12 protein-coding genes, 1 tRNA gene and 1 pseudogene are annotated in these 14,729 nt (G+C 69.9%); 4 read left to right on the top strand and 10 right to left on the bottom strand.

The features are described 5' to 3' along the window. Nucleotides 1-37: 37 nt before the first annotated feature. Both NAF06_RS12365 and NAF06_RS12360 read left to right on the top strand, forming a co-directional pair. Nucleotides 38-430: a 2Fe-2S iron-sulfur cluster-binding protein gene (locus NAF06_RS12365; RefSeq protein ID WP_008580779.1), complete on the top strand. Its 393-nt coding sequence runs from the start codon at nt 38-40 to the stop codon at nt 428-430. A 138-nt stretch (nt 431-568) separates the two neighbouring features. After that, the gene (locus NAF06_RS12360) at nt 569-1,132 is read left to right on the top strand and encodes a hypothetical protein (RefSeq protein WP_008580777.1); all 564 of its coding nucleotides are present in this window, start codon (nt 569-571) and stop codon (nt 1,130-1,132) included. A 49-nt stretch (nt 1,133-1,181) separates the two neighbouring features. On the opposite strand, the gene NAF06_RS12355 is transcribed toward NAF06_RS12360, so the two are convergent. Next, a complete protein-coding gene (locus tag NAF06_RS12355; RefSeq protein ID WP_008580775.1) occupies nt 1,182-2,117 on the bottom strand; it encodes a DMT family transporter in 936 nt (311 codons plus the stop codon). A 183-nt stretch (nt 2,118-2,300) separates the two neighbouring features. Here NAF06_RS12355 and NAF06_RS12350 point away from each other — a divergent pair, with 183 nt between their 5' ends. Then, nucleotides 2,301-2,783, top strand: coding sequence for an Lrp/AsnC family transcriptional regulator (locus tag NAF06_RS12350; RefSeq protein ID WP_008580773.1), 483 nt, complete (start codon nt 2,301-2,303; stop codon nt 2,781-2,783). A 21-nt stretch (nt 2,784-2,804) separates the two neighbouring features. On the opposite strand, the gene NAF06_RS12345 is transcribed toward NAF06_RS12350, so the two are convergent. The 4 genes and pseudogenes from NAF06_RS12345 to NAF06_RS12330 form a co-directional block, all read right to left on the bottom strand. After that, nucleotides 2,805-3,278 carry a hypothetical protein gene (locus NAF06_RS12345; protein ID WP_008580771.1) on the bottom strand — a complete coding sequence of 158 codons (474 nt, stop codon included), beginning with the start codon at nt 3,276-3,278 and terminating at the stop codon, nt 2,805-2,807. Between the two features lie 69 nt (nt 3,279-3,347). Further along, nucleotides 3,348-3,866, bottom strand: a complete 519-nt coding sequence (locus NAF06_RS12340) for a phosphate-starvation-inducible PsiE family protein (protein ID WP_008580769.1) — start codon at nt 3,864-3,866, stop codon at nt 3,348-3,350. A 72-nt stretch (nt 3,867-3,938) separates the two neighbouring features. Beyond that, nucleotides 3,939-5,823, bottom strand: a pseudogene (gatE, locus tag NAF06_RS12335) (Glu-tRNA(Gln) amidotransferase subunit GatE). Nucleotides 5,824-6,350: 527 nt separating this feature from the next. After that, a tRNA-Leu gene (locus tag NAF06_RS12330) sits at nt 6,351-6,435 on the bottom strand. A gap of 183 nt (nt 6,436-6,618) precedes the next feature. Here NAF06_RS12330 and NAF06_RS12325 point away from each other — a divergent pair. After that, nucleotides 6,619-7,179: a DUF420 domain-containing protein gene (locus NAF06_RS12325; RefSeq protein ID WP_008580766.1), complete on the top strand. Its 561-nt coding sequence runs from the start codon at nt 6,619-6,621 to the stop codon at nt 7,177-7,179. Nucleotides 7,180-7,327: 148 nt separating this feature from the next. On the opposite strand, the gene NAF06_RS12320 is transcribed toward NAF06_RS12325, so the two are convergent. The 5 genes from NAF06_RS12320 to NAF06_RS12300 all read right to left on the bottom strand — a co-directional run bounded on the left by NAF06_RS12320 (nt 7,328) and on the right by NAF06_RS12300 (nt 14,709). Next, nucleotides 7,328-8,389: a halocyanin domain-containing protein gene (locus tag NAF06_RS12320; RefSeq protein ID WP_008580764.1), complete on the bottom strand. Its 1,062-nt coding sequence runs from the start codon at nt 8,387-8,389 to the stop codon at nt 7,328-7,330. Between the two features lie 200 nt (nt 8,390-8,589). After that, a complete protein-coding gene (gene purF / locus NAF06_RS12315; protein ID WP_008580762.1) occupies nt 8,590-10,089 on the bottom strand; it encodes an amidophosphoribosyltransferase in 1,500 nt (499 codons plus the stop codon). Between the two features lie 117 nt (nt 10,090-10,206). After that, on the bottom strand, nt 10,207-10,599 hold the full coding sequence (locus NAF06_RS12310) for a DUF5820 family protein (protein ID WP_008580760.1): 393 nt from the start codon (nt 10,597-10,599) through the stop codon (nt 10,207-10,209). Between the two features lie 74 nt (nt 10,600-10,673). Continuing rightward, entirely contained in the window at nt 10,674-12,896 is a 2,223-nt protein-coding gene (gene rqcH, locus NAF06_RS12305) for a ribosome rescue protein RqcH (RefSeq protein ID WP_008580757.1), read from the bottom strand. Nucleotides 12,897-12,969: 73 nt separating this feature from the next. Next, the gene (locus tag NAF06_RS12300) at nt 12,970-14,709 is read right to left on the bottom strand and encodes a tRNA uridine(34) 5-carboxymethylaminomethyl modification radical SAM/GNAT enzyme Elp3 (protein WP_008580755.1); all 1,740 of its coding nucleotides are present in this window, start codon (nt 14,707-14,709) and stop codon (nt 12,970-12,972) included. Between the last annotated feature and the right edge of the window lie 20 nt (nt 14,710-14,729).

Here is a 14,729-nt window from a genome sequence, read left to right as displayed (position 1 = left end):
CCCGGACGCTTTGTGCCCGGCGCGCGAAGGGCGGACGATGACCGAGGGCGACGCCACCGGGGAGAGGGACGAGAGGGGCGACGGCGGGACGGAGACGGTCCCGCTCGTCGTCGTCGACGGCGACGAGCGGACGAAGCTCGACGTCGAGCGGGGGCGAAACCTCCGGCGAACCCTGCTCGACGCCGGGCTGTCGCCGTACGCCCGCGCGACGCGCCGGCTCAACTGCGGCGGGCGGGGCTTGTGCGCCACGTGCGGCGTCCGCGTCCGGGAGGGGCCACCGGCCGACCACTGGCACGACCGGCTCGCCGACCGGTTCGGCTACCCGCGGCTCTCCTGTCGGATCGCGGTCGACCGCCCGATGACGGTCGCGCTCGTCGACAAGCGCGTGTGGGGCGGGCGACGGCCCGACCCGGAGTCGGACGGGGAGTGAGCGGCCCCTGAATAAGCGCCGAGACGGCCCGGTCCGGACACCTCGTTTCCGGTGAAACGGCGAGCGGTACCGCGTCACACGCCACCGAGCGACGGCGGACGGCACAAAAGCCAAGTCCGCGGGGCCGAACGCTCCGGTATGCAACCCTCCAAGGAGCGCGAGTCGTCCGAGGGCGACCCGATGGACGACCTCGACGACCTCCTCGACGACGACCTCGCGGGCGGCGAAGGAGACTCCGCCGCCGAAGCCGACGGCCCCGCGACCGCCGAACCGAGCGCGGCGAACGCCGGACGCTCCGGTGACACCGGACGGATCGGAGTCTCCGGGCGGTGGTTCTCGGGGAAGGCCTTCGCGCTCGCGCTGCTCGCGGTCGCGGTCGGCGTCTTCGCCGGGAGCCTGATACCGCTCATCGGCGGGGCGATCGGGACCGCGGGCGGCGTGTTCGTCGCCGCGTTCCTGTTCGGCCTCGTCGCGTCGACGCGCCGGTACGTGGAGACCGGGGTCGCCGGGGCCGCTGCGGGGGCGGTGAGCGCGGTGACGAGCGTCCTCGGCGTCGGCTTCCTCCCGATCGGGATCGACTACCTCTCGCAGTGGGGGCTCCCGCTCGTCGCGGTCGGCGGGGGCGTCGGTCTGCTACTGGCGCTGCTCGGGCACTACTTCGGCCGCGACCTGCGCGCGGGACTGAGTCGGGACGTCGAGTGATCCGCGACGGTCGCGGAGTCTTTCCGTCGGTTGACGCCCCTCGGTCCCGTCACTCGGACAGCTCGTCGAAACCGACGTAGTCGGCGATCTCGTGGCGTTCCAAGACGAGGAAGCCGGCGAGGATCGCGACGAAGCCGATCAGCGCCTCGGCGTCGACGAGGTGGCCGAGCAGGACCCAGCTCCCGACCGCCGCGACGACCGGCTCCGCGTAGCCGACGAGGTGGAGCTGCGACGGGCCGACGACGTCGAGCAGCGCGAAGTACAGAAGGAACGCGACGACGCCGGACAATAGCGTCAGGTACGCGAGCGACGCGACCGACGTCTGGTTCCAGACGATCGCGGCCGGGGACTCGCCGATCGCGACGGCGGCGACGAGCAGTTGGCCGGCCCCGATGACCATCGCCCACCCCTGAAGCGCGGCGACGGGGAGATCGGTTCGCAGGGGGCGGAGCAGGACGGCTCCGAGCGAGAAGGCGGCCGCGCCCGCGAACGCGAGCGCGACGCCGGCGACGGCCGCGCTGCCGAGTCCGGACGCGGCCGGGTCGGCGATCACCACCACGCCGACGATCCCGAGCGCGAACCCGCCGATCTCGACGGGACCGAGCCGTTCGTTCGGGAGGAGCGCGGCCGCGAAGACGGCCGTCAGCACCGGCGCGAGGCTCACGACGACCGCGGCGACCGCGCCGGAGACCCGCATCTCGCCGAGGTAGAGGAAGCCGTGGTACGCCGCGATCACGAACGTGCCCGCGACGGCGACGCCCAGCCACTCGTCCCGGCCCCGCGGGACCCACCGGTCCGCGGCGACCGCGGCGTAGCCCAGCACGACCGCGCCGGCGACGACGTACCTGACGCCGGCGAAAAGCAGCGGCGGGAAGTAGTGGAGGCCGGCCTCGATGGCGACGAAGGAGGTGCCCCAAAGCGTCGCGAGGAGGAGGAACGCGCCGACGATGGCTTCCGGAGTAGAGAGCAGCTTTGACAGCTTCATTCGTTGTCCGTTCGAAATACACGGCGATAGTTAAACTACACTCTTAGATCTCTCGAATATCGGGATGAACAATCAGACATACGAATCAGATCCGAATTCGGTGTCGGGTCTCCGCCGGATATTGGACTCGACTCCAAGCCTGTCGGCCGACATATACAACCGATCGGGGTCCGATGGCGGGGTATGGACGAGCGCGACGTGCGGCTGTTGAAGGCCATCGCGGATCTGGGCACCGGGAGCCCCGAGCGGCTCCACGAGGAGACCGGAATCCCGGTGTCGACGATCCACTACCGCCTGAACAACCTGCGGGAGGACGGCGTCATCGAGAACGACCTGTACGACTTCGACCACGAGGCGCTCGGCCTCGGCGTCACCGTCATCGTCGAGGTGCTCGCGAGCTACGAGGGCCCGTACGAGGAGTTCGCCGACGAACTGCTCGCGGTCGAGGGCGTCACGGAGGCGTTCTTCACGATGGGCGAGACGGACTTCGTCGTCCTCGCGCGGCTCTCCTCGTCGGACACCGTCGAGCGGCTCATCAGCGACTTCGAGGCGATCCCGGAGGTCGAGCGCACGAACTCGACGTTCACCATCGCCACGCTGCGCGACGAGTCGCGCGCGCCGGCGACGTACGACCTCGACACGCTGATCGAGGAGCTGACGGACTGAGCCGGCCCGCCGACGCCCCGGTCAGCGCGTCTCGTCGTCGAGACCGGTGATCCGGCGGGCCTCTCCGCGGTCGGGGTAACCGACCGGCGGCCCGAAGCGCCGCCGGAGGCGGTCGGTGACGGTGGCGCTGACGTAGGCGAACACCGCCATCATGGGGACGTAGCCGAGCACGTCGCCGGCTGAGTAGACCGCGGTGGCGAACAGCAGGTCGGGGTGGGTGTCCGGCGTCGGAACGCCCCCGATCCGATAGACGAACACGAGGGCGTACAACGGGAGCGTCGCGAGCGCCACGCCGAGGATGGCGTTGTTCGCGCTCGCGTCGTAGAACCCGCCGAGCGTCGTCGCGAGCGCGCCGACGGCGATGGCGGCCGGGAGCATCCACGCGGGGCGGTCCACGACGAACAGCACGGTCGCACACAGGAGGACCGTCGTCGCGGTGACCGCCGCGACCGTCCCGCGGTCGAAGTCGAACCCCGGATCGAACGGCTCTCTCATGAGGACCGATTCCGCGTCCGAAATTAAAACTGTTGGGTGACGGATGTTTTCCGACGACCGGTGGCGTGGTCAGTTCGACAGCGGGGTTCCGACCGAGCGCTCGACGTACAGCAGCGCCACCAGTCCGAGGATGATGATCGTGTACGACACCGCGGCGAACAGCGCGCCCTCGGGCGACTCGTACTCCGTCGTCCGGTAGATGATCACCTTCCGGACCATCGCGATGACGCCGGTGTAGATCACCAGCCTGACGATCCGACGGGTGTCGCTCTGCTCGATGTAGGCGACGACCGTCTCGTACACCTCGACGATGATGAGCAGGAGCAGTCCGGTCTCGATGAATCCGATGACCGTGTTCGGGTCCGTGATCGCGCCGGTCGGAACCGACTCGGCGATCTGGAGCGCGAGGTCGACGACCCCGATGCCGAACAGGAGCGCGAACAGCGCCGCCGCGGCCACCTCGACGCCGTGAATGAACCGGTTGGTGGCGTCGAAGACACGGTCGCCGGAGGTTCGGGCGGTGGCCGGGCTGTCGGGGGGATCGGGCGCTGACGCGTCGTCGGCGTCGGGCGCGGGCGTGTCTGCCATCCGGTTGTCCCTCTCGTGTCGGATCTGTACCCCCCGACACGTAAAGCACGGGCCTGACTGACGCGGAGCGCGCTACGACCGCTTGCCGATCTCCTCGCGCAGCACGTCGGAGACGACCTCGCCGTCGGCCTTCCCGCGGAGCGCGCCCATCGCCTCGCCCATCAGCCCGGAGAACGCCCCCATCCCCTCGGCCTCGATCTGGTCGGCGTTGCGCTCGACGACCTCGACGACCGCCTCGCGGACCTCCGCCTCGCTCACGCCCGAGAGGCCCGCCTCCTCGACGGCCTCGGCGGCGGACAGCGACGGGTCCTCCGCGAGCGTCGTCAGCACCTCCGGGACGCCCTCTTTCGCGAGGTCGCCGTCCTCGACGAGGTCGAACAGGGCGAGGAAGTGGTCGTCGGTGAGGTTCTCGACCGGCGTGCCGTCGCGCCGGATCTCCGTCGTCGTCGATTCGAGGGTCGACGCCGCGAACGTGGGGTCGACCGCCGCGCTCGACCGCGGTCTCGAACAGCGGGAACCGCTGGCCGAACGCGACCTGCTCGGCGAGGCCCGCGTCCAGCCCGAACTCGTCGGCGTAGCGTTCCGCTTTCTCGTCGAGCAGTTCGGGCGTCTCGACGTCGGAGGGGTCGGGCTCGACCGGCGGCACGTCCGTCTCGGGGTACATCCGCGCGGCTCCCGGCAGGGGGCGGAGGTACCGCGTCGTGCCATCGTCGTTCGCGCCGCGGGTCTCCTCCGGGACGCCCTCGATCGCGGTCTCTGCGCGCTCCGCCGCCGCCTCGATCGCGAGGTCGGCGGTCTCGGGATCGGCCGCGACGATGGCGACCGCGTCCTCGTCGCCCGCGTCGACCGCGTCGCGCAGCGCCGCGACCTCCTCGTCGGTGACGCCGTACGCCGGCAGCTCGTCGGTGTGGAAGATGCCGCCCGCGCCGTGGCGCTTCGCGTGGTCGGAGAACTCCGTGCCGAGCCGGCGGTCCGGCTGGATCTCGCGGCCGACGAGGCCGTCGAAGCCGTAGAGCGGGACCGCGGTCACCTTGCCGCCCGAGTCGAGCGCGCCGCGGATGACGCCCGACTCGGTGTCGGCGAAGACGTCGGTCACGTCGGAGACGTCGCCGACGCTCGCGTCGCGCTCCCGGAGCTCGTCGCGGATCGCGAGCAGTTCGGCCTGCCGACCCACCTCGCCGCGGACGATGTCCTCGATCCCCTGGAGGTCCTGAACGCCTTTCACCTCGACGCGCGCGCCCTCGGCGATGGAGACGTTCACGTCCTGCCGGATCGTCCCCAGCCCGCGCTTGACCGCGCCCGTCGAGCGGAGCAGCATCCCGATGCGCTCGGCGGCCTTCCGGGCTCCCTCGGGGCTGCGGATGTCCGGGCCGGTCCCGATCTCGACGAGCGGGACGCCGAGCCGGTCCAGCGAGTAGACGACGCCGTCGTCCGTCTCCTTGACGCGCTTCGCCGATTCCTCTTCGAGCATGAGGTCGACGACCGACACCGATCCCGACTCCGTCTCGATCTCGCCGTCCTGTCCGAGCAGGATCGAGCGCTGGAAGCCGGAGGTGTTCGAGCCGTCGATGACGAGCTTCCGCATGACGTGGGCCTGATCGACGACCGAGAGGTCGAGCAGGTCGGCGATCTGGAGCGCCACGGCGAGCGCCTCGTCGTCGACGCGGCGGGGCGGCTCGTCGTCCTCCTCGACGAGGCAGGTCGTGTCGTACGCGAGGTAGGTGAACTCGCGGTCGACGCGGCTCTCCTCCATCGCGGCGTCGTCGAGTTCGCCGAGTTCGCTCTTCGTCGGGTGAAGCTGCCGGGTGATCGACCGGTCGGCCTCCTCGGGGTCGCGCTCGACGGTCGGGGAGTCGCAGAACAGCTTCGTCTCCGTGTCGAGCTGCTGGTGGATCTCCAGGCCGGCGACGAGCCCAAGCTCCTCGTAGTCGTACTCGGGGGTCGCGTCCGTACTCATTACGCCTCACTCCGACGCGGCGCGACTAAAAGGGTGGCAGTTCGCGCGAAGGCTGATCGAGTGCCGGGACGAGCGGTTGGGATCGAGATGAGCGACACGGTTTATAGATGAACGGGGCGGTGGCGCGTGCCGGCGAGCGGTCGCCGAGGGCGACCGCGAGTCGCACGCGCGAGGGAGTCGCTGGCCCCGGAGCGAAGCGGAGGGACCAGCGACGAGGCTGGGGAGGCGTGAGGCGCTGTGCGGTCGCGGTCGGGTGGGACTCGAAGGGGCAGCAGCGAGGACGAAGACGGACGACGTAAGGACCGCAGCGAGCAACGCGAGCGAGGACCGCAACGAGTCCATCGAGTCCTCGCGGCTGGGGCTTCGGTGGTGTTCGTGTCGATCTGTGGTTTATAAGCGAACGCCTGCGACGGTCGACGACAGACTGTGAGAGCGTCGTCACTTACCGTGTAACGGTCGAAAGGAATTGTGCGTGGGTGCTGTCGTAGAGACAACACCGTGCATCGTTCGGGGGTGGACCCCTGCGATGCGTGGGACCGGATTTGAACCGGCGGACCTCTACAGGACAGCGCCCTCAACGCTGCGCCGTTGGCCTGGCTTGGCTACCCACGCTCGCGGTCTTTTTCGCAACTCCACGTACCCTTCCCCCGATTAAAAGCCCTTCCATTCGGGAGTACCGTGCCGGGCGTTCGCAGACCCGAATGCGACGCGCCGCCCCCGCGACTCAACGATCGCGACCGGAACGCGTCGGCCGCAACCGGCACGCGTTTGGGGGTCGCGTCCCACCGCACGGACATGTCCGATTGGGCCCGCGAGAACGTCTCCGTCCTGACCGCCGCCGCGTCCGCCGTCGCGCTCGCGCTCGTCTTCGGCGCGGTCGGCGGCATCATTCCGAGTTCGACGCTTCCGCGCGCGAGCGACGCCGTCTTCGCCGCGATCCCGCATTTCAACGCCGCCGTCTCCGCGACCGCCATCGCCACCATCCTGCTCGGCTGGCGGGCCATCTCGCGCGGGAACGTGAAGCGCCACCGGAACTTCATGGTGACCTCGTTCGCGCTCTTTACGGCCTTCCTCGGCGCGTACCTCTACCGGCTGATCCACGTCGGGACGACGGAGTTCGTCGGACCGGAGGCGGTGTACACGTATCTCTACCTGCCGTTCCTCGCGATCCACATCCTGCTCGCGATCGTCTGCGTCCCGTTCGTCATCCACGCGCTCCTGCTCGCCGCCACCCGGCCGTTCGAGGATCTCTACCACACGCGGCACTCGCAGGTCGGGTTCGTCGGCGCGGTCCTCTGGCTGATCTCGTTCGCGATGGGGATCGGCGTGTACCTGCTGCTGTATCACCTCTACTGAGCGGCGCGACTCGCGGCGGCAACGGTTGACATCCGCCCCGCGCTGAAGCGCGAGGCTTTCTCCCTGATTCTCCGTAACCGGACACCGACCGCGACCGCGAACGGCAGAAAAGCACCGACGCGTCCGACCCGCGCGAGCGACGGCGTCCCTACGCGTTCTTCTCGGCCTTCTGGTGTGCGGCGTAGAACAGCGGAACCAGCAGCGCGCCGGCGAACCCGAAGCCGAGCGCAAGGGCCCCGATGTCGCCCGCCGAGAGGCCGCTGTCGCCGCCGGACTCGCCGTCGCCGCCGAGGAGGTCGTCGTCGACCGTCCCGACCGCGACGGCCCCCTTCATTCCGGCTCCGGCGTGCGGCTCGCAGACGTACCGGAAGACGTCGCCCTCGCCCGCGTCCTCGAAGGTGTACTCGAAGGTCGATCCCTCCTCCGCGACCGTCTCTCCGCTGGAGAAGACCTCGTTCTCCTCGACGACGTTGTGCGCGCCGCCCTGCCCGGTCCACTCCCAGACGACCGTCGTACCCGGGTCGACAAGGATGGCCGGCGGGTCGAACAGCAGGCCGTTCTCGCCCGCTCCGACGGAGACGGTCACCTCGCTCTGTCCGCGGAGGTCGCGGGTCCCCTCGTAGTTGCCGACGTTCTCGAACCAGTCGCCGTACCCGGCCGCACCGCCGCCGGATCCCCCGTCCCCGCCGTCGCCTTCCGTCTGCGGGTCGACGAGGTCGTCGTCGACGGATCCGACCGCGACGACGCCTTTCATGCCGGCCCCCTGATGGGGCGTACAGTAGTAGTTGAACGTGTCGCCCTCTTCGGCGTCCTCGAAGGTGTACTCGAAGGTGGTCCCCTCCTCGGCGACCGTTTCCCCGCTGTCGAACGTCTCGTCGGCGGCGACGACGTTGTGCGCGCCGCCCTCGCCGGCCCACTCCCAGACGACCGTCGCGCCCGGATCGATGAGGATGGCCGCGGGACCGAACCGGAGGCCGTTCTCGCCCGCCCCGACCTGAACGGTGACCTCGTCCTGTCCGGTGTAATCGTGCGTCCCGTCGTAGTTGCTGACACCCTCCAGCCAGCCGTCGTACTGGGCGGCCGCGCTCCCGCTCCCGGCGGCGACTCCGGCGGCGACCGCCGCCCCGGCGGCCCCGGCGCGGAAGAACCCGCGACGGCTCATCGACCCGGCGTCGTCGCCCGCGGCGGTCGCGTCGGCGTTCGATTTCATATCACCACGTCTGATCGTGAGCGTATTTAAGCCCCCGATACGTCCCGAGGGGTCGGATTCGACCCGAACTTATTCGGGACACCACCGCGTCGGAGGTCGGGCGTCCGCCCGGTCGGAGAGAAACTGAGCGAAGCGAAACGGGTCGCTCAAAAGGGGAACGACGGCGGTTAGCCGTCCGCCGGGGTCGGGCGCGACGGCGGTTAGTCGTCCGCCGGAGTCGGGTCCGAAACGGGCGCGTCGACGTCGCGGTCGGTCGCCTCGCCCTCGACGTCGAACGGGTACTCGCCGGTGACGCAGCCGAGACAGAGGTCCGCGCGGCTCTCGCCGAGCGCGTCCGCGACCGCGTCGACGGAGAGGTACGACAGCGAGTCCGCGCCCACCTGCTCGCGGATCTCCTCGGTCGAGGCGTCGGCGGCGATCAGCTCGTCGCGCGTGGCCATGTCGATACCGAAGTAGCAGGGGGCGAGGATCGGCGGCGCGCCGATCCGGAGGTGGACCTCCTCCGCGCCCGCCTCGCGCACCAGGTCGACGAGCTGGGTCGAGGTCGTCCCGCGGACGATGGAGTCGTCGATGATGGTGACCGACTTCCCCTCGACCGTCGAGCGGATCGGGTTGAGCTTCAGCCGGACCGCCCGCTCGCGCTCGTCTTGGGTCGGCATGATGAACGTCCGGCCCACGTACCGGTTCTTCATTAGCCCCTCCGCGAACTCCACGCCGCCGTCCTCCGACTCGCGCGGCTCGCCGTCGGCCGTGGTCTCCCCCGCGGCGTCGGCGTAGCCGGAGGCGAACGCGCGCCCGGAGTCGGGAACGGGCATCACCACGTCCGACTCGACGCCAGACTCCTCCCAGAGCTTCCGGCCGAGCTTGCGGCGCACCTCGTACACGAGGCTCTCGTCGATGACGGAGTCCGGGCGGGCGAAGTAGACGTGTTCGAAGAAGCAGTGGGCGGTCGCGTCGCGTTCGACCAGCTGATACGTGTCGTAGCCGGTCCCGTCGGGGTCCAAGACGACGAGCTCGCCGGGTCGCACGTCCCGGATCAGCTCGCCGTCGAGCGTGTCGATGGCCGCGGACTCGCTGGCGATGACGTAGCCGCCGTCGATCTTGCCGAGACACAGCGGGCGGTTGCCGAGCGGGTCGCGGACGCCCAACACGGTGTCGTCGTGGGTGATCGCCAGCGAGTAGGAGCCGTGGATGCGGTTCATCGTGTGTTTGACGGCGCGCACGAGGTCCTCTTCGAGGAGGTTGCGCGCGAGGTCGTGGGCGATCACCTCGGTGTCGCCGTCGGAGGTGAACGCGTGGCCGGCCGCCGCCAGCTCCTCGCGCACCTCGTCGGCGTTGACGAGGTTCCCGTTGTGCGAGAGCCCGAGCGATCCGGACTTGAAGGAGACCGAGAACGGCTGGGCGCAGCTCTTGTCGAGGCTGCCGGCGGTCGGGTAGCGGACGTGACCGATGCCGGTGCCGCCCGACAGCGATTCGAGGTCCCCCTCCTCGAACGCGTCGCCGACGAGGCCGCGCTGGACGTGGCTGTGCTGTTGGAACCCGTCGTGCGTGACGATCCCCGCGGACTCCTGCCCGCGGTGTTGGAGCGCGTACAGCGCGTAGTACAGCGGGCGCGCGGCCTCCCGGTCTTCGAGCGAGACGCCGACGACCCCGCACTTCTCTCGCGGTTCGTCGCCGCCGTGGTCCCCACCGGCGTTCATGTACGCGTCGGCAGGGCCGCTGTCGATAAAAATCCTCGTGTTCGTGGCGTATCCCTCTGCTTCTCGTCAGAAATTATGCGCGATCGTGTACAGTTCGTCGAGCGACCGCCCCGACGGTCACTCGGCGGCGTCGCCGCCGACGAACTCGTCGAGGCGGGCGAAGTACTCCTCGCGGGGCACCTGATACGCCGCCCGGTAGTCCACGTCGCCGGCGGCGAACCGCTCCGCGACGTCGACCGCGCCGGCCTCGCCGGCCTCGGGACTCTCGTACGTCTCCGCGACCGCCTCGATCTCCGGCTCCAAGAAGAGAACGACGTGCCACTCCTCGGTGGCGTACTGGCCCGACCCGGGCCGGGCGCTGCGGGACCCGTTCGTCAGGTAGATCGTCGGGAGGCACTCGTCCGGGAGGTCGCCGGTCCCGAAGACGTCGGGGCGGTAGACGAGGATGGCCCGGCCGCTCGGCTCCTCGTTCCACACCCGCCACCCCTCGGGTAGCGATTCGAAGGTCATGGAGCGTCCTCGGTGGCGGAGGCTTGAAAACGTCGCGTTCGGGGCGGATCACGGCGGGAGTCGGCGACCGCGCCTCAGTCCACGATGTCGGAGCCGCCCGGCGGGAGGAACTCCTGAAGCCGGTCGGCGCTCGCCACCTTCCGCACGAACGACTGGTCGGTGAACCGCTCTTTCAGGTCGCGGTAGGCCATCATCGCGGCGTCGTTTTGCGCGTACATCCCCGGCTCGAAGGTGACGTGCGCGGCGGCGCGGTCGACGATCGCCGAGGGCGGCCCGCCGATCGCGCGGGTGACCGGCTCGCACTGGACGCCGACGGCGATCCGACAGGGCACGTCCTCGAAGTACGTGCGGTCGCCGCGGATCACGAAGCTCCCCTTCTCGATGTACTCGCCGCTCTCGGGCGTCTTCGACACCTGATCGGGGTCGACCATGTACGCGTCGCCCGCGCCGCGGCCGTCCTTCCAGTCAGACGAGTAGGAGACGGCGAACTGCGCGGCCTCCCGCAGCGTCTCCTCGGAGAAGTCGACCGGGTCGGCCGACTCGGAGGGCCCGGAGGCCTTCAGGATCGTCACCGGGCCGCCGTGGGCCTGCGTGTGGAAGAACCGGTCGTGTTTGCTCATGTACTTCTTCACCAGCTCCTCGTTCTGGTCGGCGTTGCGGCCGCCGATGACGAGGTAGCCCGTCGAGGTGTGGAACCACCGGAAGCGGTCGTACCAGTTGTCGGGGCTCCGGATGGGAATCGAGGCGCGCGAGAGCCAGTCGGTCTCGTACTCCTCCTCGTCGTCCGCCCCGTCGTCGCCGTCGTCGCCCTGGCCGCTTCCGTCGTTGGCCGCCTGCTGTTCCTCCCACTCGGCTTTGCGCTCCTTGACGGCCTCCAGCTCCTCGCGGGTCGACTCGATCGCCGCCATCGCGCCCTCCTTCTTCTCCTCGACGCGTTTCGCCTCCTGATAGAGCCGGTCGGCGTTGACCTCCACGCCCTCGCTCGCGTCGAGTTCGATCCGGGTCGTCCCCCCGTTCGCGCCGCCCTCGTCGTCGGCATCGTCGCCGCTCTCGTCGGCGAGTTCGACCGTCACCGTCCCCTCGCCGCCGTCGACGTCGACGACGGCCTCCGCGGCCGGGATGCCGCGCTCCGCGCCGGCGTCGAGCGTCTCCTCGATTTCGTCCCACGGCACCTCGCTCTCGCGGGCCTCCCGCACCGTCGAGAGCACCTCGTCGACGAGGTCGTAGTTCGCGTACAGTAGCTCGGCGCGCTCCCGCTCCGCCTGCGCCTGCTCCTCGAACCCCTCGATCGCCCCCTCCTGTTGTTCGATGATCCGCTGCTGTTTGGCGATCTCTCCCTCGAAGTCCGGGCGCGAGGCGCTCGCGTCGGCGGGCGCGTCGCCCGCCTCGGCGTCCTCGCTCCCGAGCCGGTAGAAGTATTCGTCGACGGCCGCGTTGAAGGAGTCGAACCCGACGCTCGGGAGGTCCTCGTGTTCCGCGAGCGGGAAGGGCGTCACGTCGACGACGCGGGGGTCGGCGTCGTCGTCGGCGTTCCCGTCGCCGTCGATCGACTCCTCGTACACGCGGGGGTCGATGTCCCCCGACCGAAGCCGCTCGCCGATCCGGGAGAGCGCGTCGTGGAGCGCCCGGAGCTGGTCGTCGGTCGCCTCCTCGATGGGCGTCTCCTTCTCGACGCCGGCGCGGGTACACACCTCCTCCGCGTACAGCCCGCCGAGGTTCAGCTGCGTGGCGAGCGTCCGCACCACGTCGCTGTCCGACTCGCGCATGTGTCGCTCGAACCCGCCGCGGCTCACGTCGAGCGGGTCGAGCCGGGAGCCGGGGTACTCGTACTGCGAGCCGGGCGCGACCGTGCGGGACTTGAGCCGGACGGTGGACAGCGACCCCACCACCTCGCCCGTCTCGTCGAGCGCGGCGACGTTCCCCTGTCCGAACAGCTCGGCGACGAGCGTCGTGTTCTGGTCCTCGCGCTCGAACTCGAAGGTGAGGATGCGGTCGAACTCGTACTGTTCGACGCCCGCGAAGTCCGCGCCGGACATGCGGTTCCGCAGCATCTTCGCGAAGTTCGGCGGGCGGCCGGGGGCGTCGGCGACGTGGTCGGGGTCGGCGGCGTGCGCGCGCTTCACGTCGCCCACCTCGATCATGAGCTCGACGCGGCCGCGGTCGAAGTCGCGGAGCTTCAGCCGGAGCAGGTCGTCGTCGTAGAGGTACGCCTTGTCGACCTTCGCGCCCTCGTACCGGTTGAGCTCGGTGACGAGCGCGGCGAGGTCGATGCTCGACAGCTCCCGCTTCTGGTCCATACCGCAACGTGAGGGTCGGCCCTGAAAAGGCGTGTCGTTGTGGGGGCGGTTCGGAGCGTCTCCGTTCGGTCGATCAGAACCGCTTCGACACGTACGGCCCGTCCTGCCGGTAGCCGAGCTTCTCTCGGTAGTACTCGCGCGCGCCGATGCCGGAGATGACCGCTATCTTCCGGTAGCCGGCCTCGCGGGCCAGCTCCTCGGCGCGTTCGAGCAGCCGGGTGCCGTACCCCTGATGCTGCCAGTCGCCGTCGCCGCCGATGCCGACCTCGGTGCCGTACACGTGGAGTTCGCGCACCAGCGCGGCGTCTTCGAGTTCGGGGCGGATCGGGTCGCCCTCGGTGCCCGGCGCGCCGGGCTGGTCGGGCGCGAACGAGGGGAACCGCAGCCGGCAGAACCCGACGAGGAGGTCGCGGACGGGGTCCTCGAAGGCGACGAAGTGCTCCGTGCCGCCGCCCGCCTCGTAGGTGGTGACCGAGAGTTCGACGTCGTCGGGGTCCGGGTCGGCGTCGTTGTGTCCCACCTCGCGGGCGCGGATGTCCCGCTGAACGATCCCCTTCTCCTCGGCGCGCTGAGCCGCCAGCTGCCGGAGGTTCGACTTCTGGACGCCGGCGTCGATGAAGTCCGCGGGGATGTCGCGCTGGACGCGCTGGAGCCGGGTGTACTTCGGGATCAGGTCCATCACCTCGGCGACGACGTCGGCCGCCTCCTCGCTCGTGAGCGGGTCGAAGTCCTCGCGCCGCCAGCGGTCGTACACGCGCGTGCCCTCGACGACCAGCGTGGGGTAGATCTTCAGGTAGTCCGGCCGCCAGTCGGGGTTCTCGAATAGCTGGCGGAAGTCCTCGATGCACATCTCGCGGGTCATCCCCGGCTGGCCCGGCATCATGTGGAAGCCGACCTTGAACGCCGCGTCGCGCAGGCGACGGTTGGCGTTCCGGCTCGCCTCGTTGCCGTGCCCGCGGTGCATCTCGCGGTTGATCCGCTCGTAGGTGGTCTGGACGCCGACCTCGACTTTCGTCCCGCCCAGATCGAGCATGCGGTCGATCTGTTCCGGGTCGCACCAGTCCGGCTTCGTCTCGAAGGTCGTACCGATGTTGCGGATCGCGTTCGTCTCGTTTTCCGCGATCACGTCTTCGAGGTACTCGAACTCGGTCTCCTCGGGGGCGGGCGCGAACGACTCGCCCTCGGCCGGCTCCGGCTCCGCGTCGAGGTCGTAGTCGTTCATCGCCTGGAGGGCGCGCTTCACGAACCACTCCTGATAGTCGTGCGAGCGCGCGGTCATCGTCCCGCCCATCAGGATGAGCTCCACCTTGTCGACCGGGTGGCCGATCTTGCGGAGCTGTTCGAGCCGGAGGGTGACCTGCCCGTACGGGTCGTAGTCGTTCTGCTCGCCGCGGGCCGCGGCCGGCTCGTGACCCGTGTACGACTGCGCGGAGGAGAACTCGGAGGCCGGCCCGCCGGGGCAGTAGAGGCACTTCCCGTGCGGGCACAGCTTCGGCGAGGTCATGATCGCGACCGGCGAGACGCCGGAGGCGGTCCGGACGGGCTTGCGCTGGACGACCTCGATCACGTCGTCGCGGTGTTCCGCGGGGGCGTGATCGAGGATCTCGGTGTTCTTCGGCACCTTCGGCGAGGAGAACTCCGAGCAGGCGTCGAGCTTGGCGCGTTCGAGGTCGTCGCGCTCGATCTCGCCCGCGAGGATGCGCTCGACGAGGTGTTCGCAGGTGCGGACGAACGCCTCGGACTCGCCGCCTCCGGAGCCGCCGTCGCCCGTCGCGTTCTCGGCGTCCGCGTCGTCCGCCGCGTCTGTACTCATTACCCTCCGATCGACGGGTT

Origin of the sequence: Halorubrum hochsteinianum (assembly GCF_023702125.1) — an archaeon.
GTDB classification, from domain to species: domain Archaea; phylum Halobacteriota; class Halobacteria; order Halobacteriales; family Haloferacaceae; genus Halorubrum; species Halorubrum hochsteinianum.
Note: the sequence above shows the minus strand (reverse complement) of the source record. Positions and strands in the feature narration are given on the sequence as shown.